Genomic DNA, 17,596 nt, shown 5'->3' on the forward strand with positions numbered 1-17,596 from the left:
CTACGAAGCGCAACGTAAGGGGACGATCAGGGCGCCGATCCCGCCGGGCGGCCCGACGACCAGGCCGACCTCGGGACTCGCGCCCGGAGGGGACGCTGGCGGAACAGCGTGAGCCCAACCGACGGGCCCCACCAACCTCCCCCGACCCCGCTCCTGCTCCGGCCCCACCAATCGGTGGATTTCAGGGTCCGCCGATCGGCGGAGGTGTACCCGCTACGGGCAAAAACATACGTTGAAACGGCCCGGATGCGTTGAGGGTTGCCCCCCACTCCACTACGTTCGTCGGCATGTTGCCGGCTGCCGATCCGTCCACCGATCCAGTGGGTCTCGAGGCGCTGTCGCCCCGGGAGCTCGAGGTGCTGCGCCTACTGGCCGACGGCATGCGGTCGTCCGAGATCGCCAGCCAGCTCGGCATCGCGGTCCCCACCGTCAAGTGCCACCTGACGCGGACCTACCGCAAACTGGGCGTCCGCAACCGCGTCGGGGCCGTGCTGCACTACCTGCGCGCGGCGCCCGTCTCGGGCGACTGAGGCCGCGCAGGGCGGGTTACCCTGCCCCGATGCGTGCGTTCCCCTCCGTCCTCGTGATTCCCTTCGCCGCCCTAGTGCTCGCCGGCTGCGGCCCCGGCGGCAGCGCCGGCGGGTGCGCCGGCAACGTGTGCAAGATCGAGGCGGACGGCCCAGCCTCGTTCGACCTCGATGCCGTGAACGCCGAGGCCGAGGTCTCCCAGCTCGCCGCCGGCTCCGTGCGCGTCACCGTGGGTGGGAAGTCCGCGACGGTGCGCCAAGGGCAACCGCAGCGGGTGGGCGGGCTGCTCGTCACGGCCTCGAAGGCGTCGAAGGATCACGCGACGGTCCGCTTCGAGCGCTAGCCGGGCTCCGGCTCGTCAGCGGATCATGCCGCCGCCGACGGTGTCGTTCGTGCCCTCGTCGATGAGGATGAACGCTCCCGTCGTGCGGTCGCGGAGGTAGGGATCGGCGACGAGCGGCCGCTTCAGGCGGATCCGCACGCGGCCGATGGCGTTGAGGTCCAGGCCGTCGGGCGCGTCCTCGCGCTCCAGGGTGTGGAGGTCGAGCCGGTCGAGGACCGCGTCGACCTTCGCCACCGTGGTGACGGTCGTGTGCTTCACCAGCAGCCGCTGGCCGGTGCGCAGGGGCCGGTCGCTCATCCAGCAGACGTCGGCCTCGATCTCACGGCGGCAGAGCGCCGCGGCGTCCTCGTCGGCCCCGACGAGCACGTCGCCACGGGAGACGTCGACGTCGTCCTCCAGGTGCACCGTGACGGACTGCGGCGCGGCGGCCTCGGGCAGCTCGCCGTCGAGCGTCTCGATGCGGGCGATCCGGGAGCGCACGCCCGAGGGCAGCACCTGCACCTCGTCGCCCGGACGCAGCACGCCGCCGGCGACCTGACCGGCGTAGCCGCGGTAGTCGTGCAGCTCGTCGGGCGACCAGCGCTCCCCGTTGACGTCCGCCGCACCCTCCCCGGGTCGCACGACCCACTGGACCGGGAACCGCAGGTCCGTGAGGTTGCGGTCCGTGGAGACCTCGACCGTCTGCAGGTGGCCGAGCAGCGTGGGGTGCGCCGCGTCGTCGGGATACCACGCGGGGGTCGAGCCGCGGTCGACGACGTTCGTGCCCTGCAGAGCCGAGATCGGGATGACGTGGATGTCGGGGATCCCGAGCTGGGCCGAGATCCGCGTGGTCTCCGTCTCGATCGCGCGGAAGACGTCCTCGTCCCAGTCGACGAGGTCCATCTTGTTCACCGCGAAGGTCACGTGGCGGACGCCGAGCAGCGAGGCGATGAACGTGTGCCGGCGCGTCTGCTCGATGACGCCCTGGCGTGCGTCGACGAGCACGATCACGAGGTCGGCGGTCGAGGCGCCCGTGACCATGTTGCGCGTGTACTGCACGTGGCCGGGGGTGTCGGCCAGGATGAAGGAGCGGTCGCCCGTCGTGAAGTAGCGATAGGCGACGTCGATCGTGATGCCCTGCTCGCGCTCGGCGCGCAGGCCGTCCGTGAGCAGGGACAGGTCGACCGCGCCCTCCCCGTGGCGGCGCACGGACGCGGCCTCGACCTGCTCGAGCTGGTCGGCGAGGACCTGCTTCGAGTCGTAGAGCAGCCGGCCGATGAGGGTCGACTTGCCGTCGTCGACCGAGCCGGCCGTCGCGACGCGCAGGAGGTCGGCGCGCAGGACGGAGGACGCCTCGGCGGCCGGGGCCGTCGCGGTCCCGCCGCCGGCGGCGGCCGTGCCGTCGGCGGTGGACGTGGCGGCGGCGGTCGGGCCGGGGTCGGGCGTGCTCATCAGAAGTACCCCTGGGCCTTGCGGTCTTCCATCGCGGCCTCGGACACGCGATCGTCGGCGCGGGTCTCGCCGCGCTCGGTCACGCGGGTGGCGGCGATCTCGGTCACGACCTGCTCGAGCGTCGTCGCGGTCGACTCGACCGCTCCGGTGATCGTGAGGTCGCCGACGGTGCGGTAGCGGACCGACAGCGTCTCGACGGTCTCGCCCTCCTGCGGCTGCAGGAACGGGGACACGGCGTAGAGCATCCCGTTCCGGCGCACGACCTCGCGCTCGTGGGCGAAGTAGATCGACGGCAGCTCGAGCCGCTCCTCGGCGATGTACTGCCACACGTCGAGCTCGGTCCAGTTCGAGATCGGGAAGACGCGCACGTTCTCGCCCTGGCGTAGGCGGCCGTTGTAGAGGTTCCAGAGCTCGGGGCGCTGGTTCTTCGGGTCCCAGCCGCCGAAGTCGTCGCGGAAGCTCATGATCCGCTCCTTCGCGCGGGCGCGCTCCTCGTCGCGGCGAGCGCCGCCGAAGCACGCGTCGAAGCCGTGCTCCTCGATCGCGTCGAGCAGCGTCTGCGTCTGCTGCTGGTTGCGGGACGAGCCCGGGCGGGCCGGGTCGTAGCCGTCGGCGACGCGGCCCTGGTCGATCGTGTCCTGGACCTGCGCGACGATCAGCCGCTCGCCGAGCTCGGCGGCGCGGCGGTCGCGGAACTCGAGGACCTCGTCGAAGTTGTGGCCCGTGTCGACGTGCAGCAGCGGGAACGGGAACCGGCCGGGCCGGAACGCCTTCTCCGCCAGCCGCAGCAGGACGATGGAGTCCTTGCCGCCCGAGAACAGGAGCGCGGGGCGCTCGAGCTCGGCGGCGACCTCGCGCATCACGTGGATCGCCTCGGACTCCAGCGCGCGGAGCTTGGAGAGGCCGGCGGTGGCCGGTCCCGTCGCGTGGAGCGGCCGCGGCGCCGCCGGGGCGGGGTGGACGGGGGAGCCGGCGGCGGGCGTCGGACTCATCAGGCGTCGTCCTGGTGCAGGCCGCACTCGATCTTGGCGGAGCTGATCCAGCGGCCCTCGCGCCCGGCGCCCGCGGCGGTGCACGGCTCGCAACCGATCGACGCGTAGCCCTGGTCGTGCAGCGGGTTGTAGGGCAGGCCCTCGCGCATCACGTGGTTCCAGACGTCCTTGTCGGACCAGTCGGCCAGCGGGTTGACCTTCACCAGGCCGAAGGCATCGTCCCACTCGACCTTGCGGGCGTGGGCGCGGGCGGGCGACTGGTCGCGGCGGATGCCCGTGGTCCACGCGTCGAGCTTGGAGAGGCCCTCGCGCAGCGGGCCGACCTTGCGAATCCCGCAGCACTTCGACGGGTCGCGCTCCCAAAGGCGATCCCCGTGCTCGGCGGCCTGGGCGGCGAGCGTCGGGCCCTGCCAGCGCTCGATCTTCGTGTCGTAGCGCGCCTCGGTCTGCTTCCACAGCTCGTAGGTGGCGTCGAACAGCACGCCGGTGTCGAGCGCGAAGACCCGCGCGTCGGGGTTCGCCCGGAAGATCAGGTCGAGCAGGACCGCCTCCTCCTTCTGGAAGGAGCAGGCCAGGGCGATCTGCGGGTGGTACTGCTCCATCGCCCACCCGACGACCTCGGCCGCCGAGGAGGACTCGAGGTCCGGGAGGTCCGGCACGGCGGGTGCGGCCGGCGGGGCGGCCGGTCCGGCGGTCTGGGCGCTGTCTGCGGTCGAGCTCATCGCGGCGATCCGTCCGGGAGAGGGTGGCCGCCACCGGCCGAGGCGCGACAGCGGACGACCAAAACTAGCAAACCACGGTCAGGATTCAGAACAATCGGACGGACCGCCGCACGATCCCCTTCAGTCGTTGAAGTGGCGGCCTTCCTTGACCTCGGCCACGAACCCCGCGCGGATGACGAAGTCGCCGAACCGCTCCCCGGGCTGCCGCTCCTGCGCGTAGCGCGCGAGCGTGTCGTCGAGGACCTCCATGATCACGTCCTCGCCGACGTTCTCCCGGACCATCTTGTTCAACCGTTCGCCGTGGAAGCCGCCGCCGAGGTAGAGGTTGTACTTGCCGGGCGCGCGGCCGGTGAGCGCGATCTCGGCGATGTACGGGCGGGCACAGCCGTTCGGGCAGCCCGTCATCCGGATCGTGATCGGCTCCTCGGTCAGGCCGTTCTTCTCGAGCAGGCCCTCGATCCTCGTGATGAGGTCGGGCAGATAGCGCTCGCTCTCGGCCATCGCCAGCGCGCAGGTCGGCATCGCGACGCACGCCATGGAGTTCAGGCGCAGCGCGCTCCTGCCCTTCTGCGGCGTGTTCGTGATCGCGTGCTCGGCCAGCAGCGCCTCGATCGCCGGGCGGTCGACCGGCGCGATGTCCGAGAGGATCACGCTCTGGTTCGGGGTGAGCCGGAAGACGCACTTCTCGGTCTCGGCGATCGCCTTCAGGCCGTCCATCAGCGGGTGGCCGGGACGGTTGATGACGCGACCGTTCTCGATGAAGAGCGTGAAGTGCTCCAGGCCGTCGTCGCCCGTCGTCCAGCCGAGCTGGTCGCCGTTGGCCGTGAACTTGAAGGCCTTCGCGGGCGCGAGCGGGACGCCGAGGCGCCGCTCGATCTCGCCCGTGACGAAGTCCAGGCCCTTGTCGTCGATCGTGTACTTGAACCGCGCGTGCGAGCGGGTGACGCGATCGCCGTAGTCGCGCTGGACGCCCATGACGGCCTCGATCGTGGGCAGCAGCTGCTCCACGTCGATGTAGCCGATGACGTCGCCGAGGCGCGGGTAGGTCTCGGGCGCGCGGTCCGTGCGGCCCATGCCGCCGCCGATGACGACGTTGAAGCCCTTGAGCCGGCCGCGGCTGGCGATCGCGACGAAGCCGAGGTCCTGGCTGTAGATGTCGATGTCGTTGCTCGGCGGGACCGCGAAGCCGATCTTGAACTTCCGCGGCATGTACTGCTTGCCGTAGAAGGGCTCCTCGTTCTCGCCGCGCGGCTGCGCCGGCTTCTCGCCGAACCAGACCTCTTCGTACGCGCTCGTCTTGTGGATGACGTGGTCGCTGGCGATCTGCGCCTGCTCGTAGACCTGCTTGTGGAGCTTGGAGAGCCCCGGGTGCACGCCGCTCATGACCGTGCGGGCGACGTCGCCGCAGGCGGCCTTCGAGTCCAGCCCGACCTCGCGCAGCCCGAGCATCACGTCGCGCAGCGCGGTCCGGTTGAGGTAGTGGAACTGGAACGTCTGGCGGGTCGTCAGGCGGAACTGCTCGTTGCCGTACGTGCGCCCGATCTCGTCCATCTTCAGCCACTGCTGCGGCGTGCAGACGCCGCCCGGCATGCGGCCACGGAGCATGAACGTGTAGTAGGGCTCGAGCTTCTGCAGACGCCGCTCGTCGCGCTGGTCGCGGTCGTCCTGCTGGTAGATCCCATGGAACTTCATGAGCTTGTTGTTGTTCTCGTCGACGGCGAGGGTGATCTCGTCGATGAGGTCCTCGGCGATCGAGCCGGCGAGGTAGTCGCTGTTGAACTTCAGCCGCTCCTCCGGCGCGAGCTTCTCGAGCGGCTGGGAGATGTCTCGGCTGCGGTCGACCTCGACCGGGGCAGCGGCGGGGCTGGTCTTCGTCATCTTCGTCGCCATGGGGTGAGGGTGGGCGGGACTCAATACACGTCGAGCAGGTAGCGGTGGTCGCGCCCCAGCTCGTTCAGATACTCGTCGGCGGCCTCGGGGTCGAGCCCACCGTGCTCCGCCACGATGTCCTTCAGCGCCGCGCGGACGCCCGGGGCCATGGCGTCGGCGTCGCCGCACACGTAGATGCGGGACCCCTCCTCCAGCCACGCCCAGACGTCGGCGCCCCTCTGGCGCAGGCGGTCCTGGACGTAGGTCTTCGGACCCCGCCCACCCGCTGCGTCGCGGGAGAACACCGGGTCGAGCCGCGTCAGGACGCCGTCCTTGAGCAGCGTCTGCCACTCGACCTGGTAGAGGAAGTCGCTGCGGAAGTTGCGCTCGCCGAAGACGAGCCACGAGCGGCCGGAGGCGCCGCGGGCCTCGCGCTCCTGCATGAACGCGCGGTACGGCGCCACGCCGGTGCCCGCGCCGACCATGATGATCGGCGTGTCGTCGTCGGCGGGCAGGCGGAAGTGCTCGTTCTGCTGCACGTAGACGGGGACGGTGGCGTCGTCGTGGAGGAGCTGCGCGAGGTGCCCGGAGGCCACACCCGTGCGGCCCGTCTCGTGCAGGTCGTAGCGGACCGTCGAGACCGTCAGGTGCGCCTCGTCGGGCGCCGCGGCCAGGCTCGAGGCGATGGAGTAGAGCCGCGGCTGCAGCGGCCGCAGCCCGGCGACGAGCTGCTCGGCCTCGATTCCGGGCACGGGGAACAGCCGCACGAAGTCGAGCACGTGGTGCCCGCGGAAGAACGCGGTGCGGGCCTTCGCGTCGCCGGCGCGCAGCGCCTCGAGCTCGGCCGAGCCGGAGAGCGTGGCCCACTGCTCGAGGAACCGCGGCGTCGCGGCCGTGATCTCGAACCTCTGCGCCAGCGCCTCGCCGAGCGGGAGCTGCCCGCCCTTGACCGGCACGGGCGTGTCCGCCGAGAGCGAGAGCTCGCCCAGCAACGTCTCGACCAGCGCCGGGTCGTTCGCGGGGACGACGCCGAGCGCGTCGCCCGGCTCGTACGTCAGCCCGGAGCCCTCGAGGGAGAGCTCGACGTGGCGGGTCTCCTTCGTCGACCCGCGGCCCGTGAGGACCACGTTGTCGAGGACGGACGCCGGGAAGGGGCGCTTCTTGGAGTAGGCGGGGGCCTCGAGGGTGGCGGTGGCCGACGCCCCGCTCGCCGCGGCACCGTTCACCGCCGCCGCGCCGTTCGGGCCCGTGCCGCCGGGCGCGACGCCGTTGACGCCGCCCGCGGCCGCGCCGTTCGGGCCGCCGGCGTCCGTGGCGCCCCGCTCCGGGGCGATGCGGCCGGCGGCGTCGGCGATCCAGGCGGCCGCGTCGTCCTCGTAGTCCACGTCGCAGTCGACGCGGTCGATCAGGCGCTCGCCGCCGAGCTCCGCGAGACGCTCGTCGAGCAGCCGGCCGGCCGAGCAGTAGTGCTCGTACGTCGAGTCGCCGAGGGAGAGGACGCCGAACCGCACGCCGTCGAGCTTCGGGGCCTTGCGGCCCGCGAGGAACTCGAAGAAGCCCACGGCGTTCGGCGGCGGATCGCCCTCGCCGTGCGTGGCCGTGACGACGAGCAGGTCCTGCTCGTCCTTCAGCGCGCGCGGCTTGTAGTCGGACATGTCGGCGACCTTCGCCTCGACGCCCTGCGCCTTCGCGGCCGTGGCGAGCTCGCCGGCCAGCTCCTTCGCGTTGCCCGTGTCCGTGCCGAAGAGGATCGTCAGCGTGCGCGCGGCGGGCGCGGCCTCGGCGGGGGCGGCTCCGGGCGCCCCGGCGGACGCGCCGTTCGTGGCGGCCGACGCGCCGTCCGCGGTCGCGGCGCCGTTCTGGGTCGCGGCGTCCGGTGCGGCGAGCGCCGATGCGGCCCCGGCGTTCGCGAGACCGGCGAAGTACCCGCTGAGCCAGATCGTCTGCTCGCGGTCGAGCGTCGCGGCGAGCCGCTGGACGCTGTCCCGTTGGTCGGGCGTGAGGGTCGGGATGAGAGCGCTCAACGTGGTCGGGGTGGAGGGGGTTCGCGCCGGACGGGCGCTCTGCGCAACGGCCGGACCGTCGATACCTGGTGAATCGGGTCCGAGTTTGGCAGATTCGCTGGGCGATCCGGCCGGTCGACGGCCCGGGCGCGCCGGCTCCCACGGGAGCGGGCGATCGGGGAGGGACCTCGGGACGACGATTGTCCCCCACCTGCGCCCCGGCCCGGGTGACGAAGTGGAAGGCCACCGGACGGAATGGAATGGATGGGACGGCGCCCCGCGACGGCGGCCGCGGTGGGCTCGTAAGGTCTGTCCCCCGCCCCGCCGGCCGACCGTCGGCGCTCCGGCCTGGTGCCTCGGCTCCGTCGACGCCCGGCCGCGGTGCGTGCCCCACCCCGTCGCCATGACCGCGCCCACCTTCGACCTCCAGGCCCACTCGACCGCGAGCGACGGCGCCCTGGTGCCCGCCGGGGTCGTGCGCGCGGCGCGCGAGGCGGGGGTCCGGACGCTGGCCCTGACCGACCACGACTCGGTGTCCGGGGTGCAGGAGGCGCTGGACGAGGCGGCCCGCCACGGCGACATCACGATCGTCCCCGCGATCGAGGTCTCGGCCATCGACGAGGCGCACGCCGACCTGCACGTCTGCGGCTACCTCGTCGACCACACGTCCGAGCAGCTCGCCGAGGCGCTCGAGGACTGGCGTGCCGACCGCGTGGGCCGTGCGGACCGGATGATCGACGCGCTCTTCGAGCTCGGGTGGGCCGTCGACGTCGCCGCCCTCCGCGCGCGTCGCGACGGCGGTGTCTCCGTCGGCCGTCCCCACGTGGCCGCGGCGGCCTTCGACCATCCCGCCAACGCCGCGCGGATCGCCGACGAGGGCCTGCGGACCGCCACCGACCTGCTCGTCGCCTACCTCATCCCGGGGGCCCCGGCCTTCCGCACCCGCACCCGTCCGACGGTCGCCGAGGCCATCGCGACGATCCACGACGCCGGTGGGATCGCCGTCTGGGCGCACCCGTTCTGGGACGTCGACGACCGCCCGGCGGTCAGCGCCACCCTGGAGCGCTTCAAGGGCCTGGGCCTCGACGGCGTCGAGACGTTCTACGCCGCGTTCGACGAGTCGCAGACCCGGTTCCTCTACGCCGAGGCCGAGCGGCTGGACCTGGTCACCACGGGGTCCGCCGACTTCCACGGCCCCCAGCACCCGAACTTCTCGCGCTTCCGCGACTTCGACCTGTACGGGCTGGAGCCGCGGCTCGGGCCGCTCGCGGAGTACGTGCGGACGTAGGGCGGGGCGGCAGCGTCGCGCCAGGGCGGCCCGGTGCGGTCGGCGCCAGGCGGCCCGGCGTCGCGGGGTGGCTCAGGAGGCCCAGTCGGCGGAGTCGCCGCCGGCGGCGTCCCACGGGGCGCTGCGGCCGACGGCCTCGAGACGCGCGGTGCGGGTCCAGCCGTCCGGACGGGGCTCCTCGGCCACGACCGCGACCGTGGTGTCGCGGAGGAACTGCTCGACGGCGGCGACCAGGGCGGCCGCCTCCTCGGGCGACGCCGAGGCCGGGACGTCGATGCGCGGGGCGTCGTCGGCAGACATGGGCCCGAAGGGTACCTATGCTCGTCCCATGCCGAGCGTGCCCGTCCTCTCCCACGACGCGGTCCTCCGGGCCGTCACACCCGGGGAGGCGGTCGACCGCACGGCCGACGCCTTCGTCCGGCACCACGAGGGCGCGTGGTCCATGCCGCCCAAGACCTACCTGCAGAGCCCGCCCCACGGCGACTTCCGCGCGATGCCGGCCCTGGGCGACGGCTTCGCGATGCTCAAGTGGATCTCGTCCTTCCCCGACAACCCGCAGCACGGACTCGCCACCGTGCAGGGCGTCGTGGTGCTGTCGGACGCGTCGACGTCCGTCCCGCTCGCCCTCGTCGACGCCCGCGCGGTCACCGCGTTGCGCACCGGGGCCGTCGCCGCCGTCGCGACGCGCGCCCTGGCCCCGGCCGGCGCGCGGACCGTCGGGATCATCGGCGCCGGGCTGCACGGCCGCTGGACCGCCCGCTGCATGGCCGCGGCGGGCTACGGTCCCGGCGTGGCCGCCGACCGCCGGGCCGAGGCCGCGGAAGAGCTCGCGGCCGAGTTCGACGGCTGGCGCGCCGGCAGCCGCGAGGAGGCGCTGGAGCAGGACGTCGTCTGCTGCGTCACCTCGGGCGGCGCCCCGGTGGTCCACCTCCGCGACCTGCACCCGGGCCTGCACCTGAACATGCTCGGTGCGGACGGCCCGGGCAAGGCCGAGGCGACGGTCAGGGCCGTCGGCGCCAGCCACCTCTTCTGCGACGAGTGGGCGCAGGCCAGCCACGGCGGCGAGCTGACCGCGGCGGTCGAGGAGGGCGTCGTCACCCGCGACGTCGTCACCGACCTGGGCGCCGTCCTGACCGGCGCCGAGCCGGGCCGCGCCGCCGACACCGACGTGACGATGTTCGACTCGACGGGCCTGGCGATCCAGGACCTGGCGATCGCGATCGCGGCCTTCCGCGCGTGGGAGGCCGGGAAGGTGGAGGCGCCGAGCGTCGAGCTGTAGGGGGCGCGGGCGGATCCGGGAGACCGCGCCGGGTCCACCGCATCCCCTGTGGACGACGGCGCGGACCGGGGCGGCGGGCGGACCGGGGCGGCGGGCGGACCGGGGCGGCGGGCGGGTGCCTACTCCCGGATGAACCGCCCCATCACGTCGAGGTGGTCCTCCAGCGGGAGCAGGAACGAGTCGTGGCCCCAGGGCGAGGGCACGTTCTCGCGGACGACCGGGACGCCCGCCCCGGTGAGGTTCGCGGCGATGTGGTCGGAGTGCTCGGGACCGAAGCGCCAGTCGCTCGTGAAGCTCTCGACGAGGAACCGGGTGCCCGCCGCACGCACCCGGGCGAGGCGCTCGTCCGCGCCTGCGGCCTCGAACGGCACGAAGGCGTCCATGACCTTCGTGAGGTACAGGTAGCTCAGCGCGTCGAAGCGCTCGAGGAACGAGGAGGCCTGGTGGTCGAGGTAGTGCTCGACCTCGAAGTCGGGGCGGAACCACTCGTGGCCGTCCCGCGCCGGCGGGCGGCCCGCGGGCTGCGCGGGATCGGCGCGGCGACGACGGTCGAACTTCGCGGTCAGCGCCTCCTCCGACACGTAGGTGACGTGGCCGAGCATCCGTGCCGCGGCCAGGCCCGCCGCCGGGATCCGGCCCGTGCCGACGTAGCGGCCACCCTGGAAGTCCGGGTCGCGCAGGATCCCCTCGCGCGCCGCGGTGGAGAGCGCGATGTTCTGGGCCGAGAGCCGGGCGGACGCGCAGACGACGAGCGCCCGCTCGATCTCCTCCGGCGCCTGCAGCACCCACTCGAGCACCTGCATCCCGCCGAGGGAGCCGCCGACGGCGGCCGCCAGGCGCCGGACGCCGAGGTGGGCCATCAGCGCGCGCTGGACCCGGACGAGGTCGGCCACGCTGAACGCGGGGAAGTCGAGCCCGTACGGCTGGCCCGTGGCGGGGCTGATCGTGGTCGGCCCCGTCGTCCCGCGGCAGCCGCCGAGGAGGTTCGCGCAGACCACGAAGTGCCGGTCGGTGTCGACGGTGCGGCCGGGACCGACGAGCACGTCCCACCAGCCGACGCGGTCGGGGTCGCCGTGGTGGCCGGCGGCGTGCGCGTCGCCCGTGAGCGCGTGGCAGACGACGACGGCGTTGTCGCCCGCGGCGTTCAGCGTCCCGTACGTCTCGTACGCGACGTCGACGGGCGCGAGCCGCACCCCGTTGTCGAGCTCGAGCGGCCGGTCCTCGTCGAACAGCCGCACCGTCAGCGTCTGCGCCTGGCCCACGCCGGGCCCGGGGACCGCAGCGAACCCGCGGCCCTCCGGCTCGAGGGTGCTGTGCGTCATGCGTCCCGTCCCGCGCGGCCCACCATGGGCGCATGGTCACACGCGGGGTCGACGGGTGCGGCGCCGGGCGGCGATCAGTGGCACGGGCGGCGGCGGCATGGGGCGGGACGGGGCGGGGCGGGACGGACGGACGGGACGGGACGGGACGGGTGCGGCGCCGGGCGGCTCAGCGCACGCGCACCTCGGCGGCGTAGGCCTGGAGCGCCGCGGTCATCACGTCGGCGTAGGCCTGGTTGCCCGGTGCGTTGGGGTGGATGGAGGCCGTGGCCGGGACCGCGGGGGTGGTGCCCGGGGGCGTCGCCGGGTCGGCGGGCAGCACGGGGTTGATCCACGGGTCGGCGCCGCCCGCGCCGTGGCCGACGAACGCGGCCATCACCTCGTCCGTCACGGGGTGCAGGCCGTGCGCCCGGGCGCTCTGGTTGACCTCCGTGTTGACCTGCTCCGCCCACTCGTTGGCGAGCTTGCGCTCCGCCTGCGTGAGGGAGAGGGCGAAGACCGGGTCGCGGGGGACCGCGTCCTCCGAGAACAGCCGCGGGTAGCCGGCGACGAGCACGTCGGCCCCGGGCGCGGTGCGGCGCAGCTGGGCGAACGTCGCGTCGAGGTCGCGTCGGACCTTGCCGCGGATGAGCGCGGTCTCCGTCTCGCGGTCCGCCGTGCAGTCGCCGACGACGCAGCGCGTGAACTGGGGCACGAACTGCGCGTCGTTGCCACCGATCGACAGGGTGACGAGCGTCGGGCCCGGCCGGGCTTCCAGCCCGCGGCGGACGAGGTCGAGCTGCGTCCCGCCCAGGTCGGGGTGCTGCGGCTCTCCGCCTGCGTCCGACAGCCGCACGTCGACGGTCTGCGCCCCGCTGCAGGCGATCAGCGCCGGCTGCGGCACGAGACTGCGCGGGATCAGCGCGCCCCACATGCGGTTCGACCGCGCGCACTGCTGGTCGTCGTAGGGCTGCCCCAGGCCGGTGCCGGCGGCGTAGGAGTCGCCGAGCGCGTAGTACGCAACGTACCCGGGGAGCCCGACGGCGCGGGCCTCGGCCGGCGGCGACGCCTCGGCCGCGACGGCCCCGGCGCGGGCGATCACCCGGTAGCGCAGCCACCGCCCGGCGAGCTCGGCCGGGGGTGCGTCGACGCGGGTGGTCGTCGGTGAGACGTCGGCGAGCGCGTCGGCCTGCCCCGTCGAGACGTCGACCCGCTGCACGACGTAGCCCGTGGCGCGCGCCGCGGCGGACCAGGACAGGGCGATCCCGCCGTTCGCGGCCGGCCGGGCCCGCAGGTCGGTCACGCGCCCGGGAGCCCCCGGCGCGGGCGTGCTCCCGACCGGCGGCCGGGCCTTCGGACGCACGAGCACGGACCGCCCCGGCCGCCCGTACCGCCCGTTCGCACCCCGGAACCGCAACCGGAACCGGTACGCGTTGCCCGCCCGCAGGCGCTTGATGGTCCGCGCCGTCGACCGGGTGGTCGCAGCGACCCGCCAGTGCTTCTGCCCGGCGGTCACGTCGCGCCGCTCGATGCGGGTGACGCGGACGCCCGCGGGCCGCTTCCACCGCAGCCGGACCGCGCCGACGAGCGGTGTGGCGCGGGGCTTGCGGCCGCGCGGAGCCGTGCGGCGCGGGGTGCGGCGCTTGGCGATGAGGAGGGTCGTGGAGGCCGAGGGTGAGGCGGCGGGGCGTGAGGGGGCGCTGTTGGAGGTCGGGGTCCGGACGGTGGATGCGCTAACCGGCGACGACCGGGCGGCGGGCGTGAGGGCTGCCCGACTCCCGGGCGCCCCTTGGGCCGCGAGAGCCCTGGCCGGCGCCTGGGCGCCTGGTTCGTCGGTGGCCGCCGTCTGGGCCGCAGCCGACGGGGCGGTGATCGCGACGACGGCGGTCACGGTCGCCAGCGACAGGGCCGCCGTGCGAGTGAGGCGGGCGGCCGGACGCGGTGGGCACGCCGGACCGGAGGGGGACGACGGGGACGGCATCGTCCCACCATAGTGACGGCCATCACACGACGCGCCGGGTGGGCGGGGTTCGGGACCAGGGGCCGTCGGCCCGCCCGGCTCACCTCGGGCCGCCCGGCTCACCAGGGCCCGCCCGGCCCACCAGGGCCCGCCCTGTCACTACCAACCCCCGTCCGGCCGACCCCGGCCCAGCGGTGACGCCGGCGGGCGGGCGCGGGCGCCGTCGTGCACCCGCCCGCCGCGGCTCAGCCCTGGGACTTCGCGAGCGCCTGGTCGATGTCCGCGATCAGGTCGTCGATGTGCTCGATGCCGACGGAGAGCCGGATCGCGTCGGGGCCGACGCCGGCCGAGCTCAGCTCGTCCTCGTTGAGCTGCGAGTGGGTCGTGGAGGCGTTGTGGATCGCCAGCGACTTCGCGTCACCGATGTTCGCGAGGTGGCTGAACAGTCCCAGCGCCTCGATGAACGTCTTGCCCGCGTCGAAGCCGCCCTTCACCCCGAACGAGACCAGCGCGCCGCCCCCGCCGCGGAGGACCCGCCCGGCGACCTCGTGGTACGCGTTGTTGGGCAGGCCCGGGTAGTTCACCCACGCCACGCCCTCGTGGCCCTCGAGGTGCTTCGCCACCGCGAGCGCGTTCTGGTTGTGGCGCTCCATGCGGATGCCGAGGGTCTCGACGCCCTGCAGGATCAGGAACGCGTTGAACGGGGAGAGCGCCGCACCCGTGTTGCGCAGCAGGACGGTGCGGGCGCGCAGCACGTAGGCGATCGGCCCGGCGGCGTCCGTCCAGACGACCCCGTGGTAGCTCGGGTCGGGCTTCGTCAGGCCGGGGAAGCGGTCGGAGTGCGCCGCCCAGTCGAAGTTGCCCGAGTCGACGATCGCGCCGCCGATGGAGGTGCCATGGCCGCCCAGGAACTTCGTCAAGGAGTGGACGATGACGTCGACCCCGTCGTCGATCAGCCGGGCGCCGACGGGCGTGGCGACGGTGTTGTCGACGATGAGCGGCAGGCCGGCGGCGTGCGCGGCGTCGGCCCACTTCGGCACGTCGAGGACGTTCAGCTTGGGGTTGCCGATCGTCTCGCCGAAGACGAGCTTCGTGCGATCGTCGGCCAGGCGGGCGACGGCGTCGGGGTCGTCCGCGTCGGCGAAGCGGACCTCGATGCCGTACTGCGGCAGGGTGTGCGCGAAGAGGTTGTACGTGCCGCCGTAGAGCTGCGACACCGAGATGATGTTGTCGCCGGCGTTCGCGATGTTGAGCACCGCGTAGGTGACGGCGGCCTGGCCGGAGGCCGTGACGAGCGCGGCCTGCCCGCCTTCGAGCTGCGCGAGGCGCTGCTCGAGCACGTCCCACGTCGGGTTCATGATCCGCGAGTAGATGTTGCCCGGCGTCTTCAGCGCGAACAGATCCGCGCCGTGCTGCACGTCGTCGAACACGTACGACGTCGTCTGGTAGATCGGCACCGCCCGCGCGTTCGTCGCCGGATCGGCCTCCTGTCCACCGTGCAGGGCGATCGTCTCGGGGCGGTACTGCGGCTGCTCGTCGGTCATGGGGTCTCCGTGGGTTGCGTGGTGCGGGGGCTCGCCGTCCTGGCGGTGCTCCGGTACCCGGGCGCCGCCCGCCGTCCCGCACGAACGGCGCGGGTGGCCGACCCTACCGCAGGTCGCGTGAAATACCCAAACCCGGGTCAGGTTTAGGTACCGCGGGTCCCAGGGGTCCAGCTGCAACCCCCGAAGGCCCGGATCGGGCGTGCGGCCCGGGCTCGCCTGTCACGGGGCTCCGTCCCCGGGGCCGACCGTGCCGGTGATCCCGGCGATGCGTTCCAGGTGGTCGAACTCGACGCGGAACCGCGCGCCCTCCGCCGGATCCGGGCGCCCGTCCGGCCCCGCAGGCAGGTCCTCGAAGGCCACGACGACCGACCCGTCGGTCTCATCCGAGAACCGTGCGCCGGCCGGCTCGGACTCCCGCCACTCCTCGATGAGCATCCGATGCTCGACCGGCAGCTCGGAGATGATCCGCATCACGACCATCGGGAACCGCTCGTACGGGATGCGCCGCTTGCCCAGCTCCTCGTCCTGGACCAGCAGCACCAGCGTCGCGCCCTCGCCGGCGGGAACGACGTAATAGCCCTCGGAGGTGCTGAACCACGCCCCGACGACCGCGGCCTCGAGCACGCCGACATCGCGGTTGACGTCGTCGTCCAGGGGCGTCGGCTGACCCCACTCGGCGACGCGGTCGCGGACGGCGGTCGCCAGCTCGACGACGTCCCCCGACAACGACGGGTTGGCCCACGCCCACAGCCACGAGCCGTCGGCCTCGGCCATCGTCCCCAGGATCCCGGCGTAGAACTCTCCGCCGCTTCCGAGGTCCAGCGCGCACCGCTCCACGTCGAACCCCCAACGCTCCGACCCCTCGCGTGCGGGATGGCTGAGCACCTCGTCCTCGAACCGCGCCTGGACCAGCATCGCCGGCAGGGCGGCACCGGTGACGAGGGAGCGCCACGCGAGCGCGGACGGAGACTCCACGGGGGAACGGGCGTCGAGAGAGGGCGTTTCGGGCGGTCGGGCGGCGGGGGGTGCGCCTCCGCCGACCCCGTCCATGGGGGTGCGCTGGGGCACCGGAGCGCCCGCGGACGAATCCTCGTGGGCAGGCCGGGACTTCCTACGGAACCACACGGGGGCAGCCTTCCACGGAAGCTAGGGAATGGCCAGCGACTCCGCGGTTTCGACGCGGGTCCGCAGCGGAACCGGCACGGTGCGACACCCACGGGTGACGAGATCTGGGTCAGGGTGTCGCTCTGCCCCAACACGGTTTTCGGCAGCCCGTGCGGCCGCACGCCACTCGGGTTCAGGACGCCGCCAGACCGAATGCCGTCCACCCCGTGCCCGCCGCCCCGTCCCCGTCCCCGCCGTGCGGGCTCCTGCCCGACGAGCTGATCCGCTGGTTCGCCGCCCGCCAGGACGATGTCGTCAGCCGCCGCCAGCTCCTGCGCGCCGGAATCTCCGGCCGACAAATCGACGGGCGGCTCCGGCGGGGGACCCTCCGCGTCGTTCACCGTGGCACCTACGCCGTAGGGGCCGCGCCGCTGTCGTTTCCCGGCCGGCTCTCGGCCGCGATTCTCGCCTCCCCCGACGGCTCAGTCGTGAGTCATCGCTCCGCCGCGATCCTCCACGGCATGCTGCCGGTGTCGACCGGGCCGGTGCACGTCACCACCCCCTTCCCCGTCCACGGCCGACCGGGGCTCGTGCTGCACCACTCCACGTCGCTGCACGCGAGCACCACCTCCCGGGACGGCGTGCCTTGCACCACGGTCCCGAGGACGCTCGTGGACCTGGCGGCCCTCGACGGACCGGTCGCGACCGAGCGCGCCTGGAGCACGATGGCCAGCCGGCGGGCCCTGCGGCCCCGGGCCATCGAAGAGGAGCTCGGCCGCCATCGCGACCGGCCCGGAACCCCCACTATCCGCGTCCTGCTCGCACGGCATCGCGCCGTCCTCACAGGTCGCACCCGGAGCGAGCTCGAACGCGCCGCCCTGCGGATGTGCGCCCGGTTCGAGCTTCCGACCCCGGAGTCGAACGCGTTGGTGGAGGTCGATGGCTCGATCTACGAAGCCGACCTGCTCTGGCGCTCCGCTGCCGTGGTGGCCGAACTGGACGACTGGGGCACCCACGGACACGCGGGAGCCTTCCGCGACGACCGTACCCGCGACTTCGACCTCGCCCTGACGGGCTACACAACCGTGAGGCTCCTACGGGACGACGTGACCACCAATGCCCGGCGGACCGCAGCCCGCCTGCGCCGCCTGCTCGAGCGGCGACGAGCCGGGTGACCGGGGGGACCGCGCTCGGGCGAGGGGGCGGAGGCCGGGGCGAGCGCGTCGCCCCGTTCC

15 protein-coding genes are annotated in these 17,596 nt (G+C 73.7%); 5 read left to right on the top strand and 10 right to left on the bottom strand.

The genetic code is table 11. The features are described from left to right. Positions 1-287 precede the first annotated feature (287 nt). Complete coding sequence (locus F593_RS0116700) at positions 288-530, top strand: helix-turn-helix domain-containing protein (RefSeq protein WP_033207947.1); 243 nt, start codon at positions 288-290, stop codon at positions 528-530. Positions 531-559: 29 nt separating this feature from the next. Then, on the top strand, positions 560-871 hold the full coding sequence (locus F593_RS0116705; RefSeq protein ID WP_022929897.1) for a hypothetical protein: 312 nt from the start codon (positions 560-562) through the stop codon (positions 869-871). Positions 872-886: 15 nt separating this feature from the next. Here F593_RS0116705 and F593_RS0116710 read toward each other — a convergent pair whose 3' ends face one another. From F593_RS0116710 to F593_RS0116730, 5 genes are all read right to left on the bottom strand, one after another. Then, positions 887-2,302, bottom strand: coding sequence for a sulfate adenylyltransferase subunit 1 (locus tag F593_RS0116710; RefSeq protein ID WP_022929898.1), 1,416 nt, complete (start codon positions 2,300-2,302; stop codon positions 887-889). Then, entirely contained in the window at positions 2,302-3,294 is a 993-nt protein-coding gene (cysD, locus tag F593_RS0116715) for a sulfate adenylyltransferase subunit CysD (RefSeq protein ID WP_022929899.1), read from the bottom strand. The genes F593_RS0116710 and cysD overlap by 1 nt, the downstream gene beginning before the upstream one ends. Beyond that, positions 3,294-4,016, bottom strand: coding sequence for a phosphoadenylyl-sulfate reductase (locus F593_RS0116720; RefSeq protein WP_022929900.1), 723 nt, complete (start codon positions 4,014-4,016; stop codon positions 3,294-3,296). Before F593_RS0116720 ends, cysD begins: the two co-directional genes overlap by 1 nt. Before the next feature lie 120 nt (positions 4,017-4,136). Next, a complete protein-coding gene (locus F593_RS0116725) occupies positions 4,137-5,906 on the bottom strand; it encodes an NADPH-dependent assimilatory sulfite reductase hemoprotein subunit (protein ID WP_022929901.1) in 1,770 nt (589 codons plus the stop codon). 20 nt (positions 5,907-5,926) lie between these two features. Then, the gene (locus F593_RS0116730; protein WP_022929902.1) at positions 5,927-7,909 is read right to left on the bottom strand and encodes a diflavin oxidoreductase; all 1,983 of its coding nucleotides are present in this window, start codon (positions 7,907-7,909) and stop codon (positions 5,927-5,929) included. A 382-nt stretch (positions 7,910-8,291) separates the two neighbouring features. On the opposite strand from F593_RS0116730, the gene F593_RS0116735 reads away from it, so the two are divergent. Then, positions 8,292-9,176 carry a PHP domain-containing protein gene (locus F593_RS0116735; protein ID WP_022929903.1) on the top strand — a complete coding sequence of 295 codons (885 nt, stop codon included), beginning with the start codon at positions 8,292-8,294 and terminating at the stop codon, positions 9,174-9,176. Between the two features lie 72 nt (positions 9,177-9,248). Here the strand turns inward: F593_RS0116735 and F593_RS0116740 are convergent, their stop codons facing one another. Beyond that, the gene (locus tag F593_RS0116740; protein ID WP_022929904.1) at positions 9,249-9,476 is read right to left on the bottom strand and encodes a DUF8022 family protein; all 228 of its coding nucleotides are present in this window, start codon (positions 9,474-9,476) and stop codon (positions 9,249-9,251) included. A 28-nt stretch (positions 9,477-9,504) separates the two neighbouring features. On the opposite strand from F593_RS0116740, the gene F593_RS0116745 reads away from it, so the two are divergent. Continuing rightward, a complete protein-coding gene (locus tag F593_RS0116745) occupies positions 9,505-10,455 on the top strand; it encodes an ornithine cyclodeaminase family protein (protein ID WP_022929905.1) in 951 nt (316 codons plus the stop codon). A gap of 119 nt (positions 10,456-10,574) precedes the next feature. Here F593_RS0116745 and metX read toward each other — a convergent pair whose 3' ends face one another. From metX to F593_RS0116770, 4 genes are all read right to left on the bottom strand, one after another. Next, positions 10,575-11,777 carry a homoserine O-acetyltransferase MetX gene (metX, locus tag F593_RS0116750; RefSeq protein WP_022929906.1) on the bottom strand — a complete coding sequence of 401 codons (1,203 nt, stop codon included), beginning with the start codon at positions 11,775-11,777 and terminating at the stop codon, positions 10,575-10,577. A gap of 166 nt (positions 11,778-11,943) precedes the next feature. Beyond that, the gene (locus tag F593_RS0116755; RefSeq protein WP_022929907.1) at positions 11,944-13,269 is read right to left on the bottom strand and encodes an SGNH/GDSL hydrolase family protein; all 1,326 of its coding nucleotides are present in this window, start codon (positions 13,267-13,269) and stop codon (positions 11,944-11,946) included. Between the two features lie 689 nt (positions 13,270-13,958). Next, entirely contained in the window at positions 13,959-15,257 is a 1,299-nt protein-coding gene (locus tag F593_RS0116765) for an O-acetylhomoserine aminocarboxypropyltransferase/cysteine synthase family protein (RefSeq protein ID WP_022929909.1), read from the bottom strand. Positions 15,258-15,476: 219 nt separating this feature from the next. Continuing rightward, a complete protein-coding gene (locus tag F593_RS0116770) occupies positions 15,477-16,232 on the bottom strand; it encodes a DUF6882 domain-containing protein (protein ID WP_022929910.1) in 756 nt (251 codons plus the stop codon). Positions 16,233-16,531: 299 nt separating this feature from the next. Between F593_RS0116770 and F593_RS0116775 the strand changes: the two genes are divergently transcribed. Next, entirely contained in the window at positions 16,532-17,536 is a 1,005-nt protein-coding gene (locus F593_RS0116775) for a type IV toxin-antitoxin system AbiEi family antitoxin domain-containing protein (RefSeq protein ID WP_033207950.1), read from the top strand. Positions 17,537-17,596: the final 60 nt, after the last annotated feature.

The sequence above is a fragment of the Patulibacter americanus DSM 16676 genome (genome assembly GCF_000420025.1).
Taxonomy (GTDB): Bacteria; Actinomycetota; Thermoleophilia; order Solirubrobacterales; family Solirubrobacteraceae; genus Patulibacter; species Patulibacter americanus.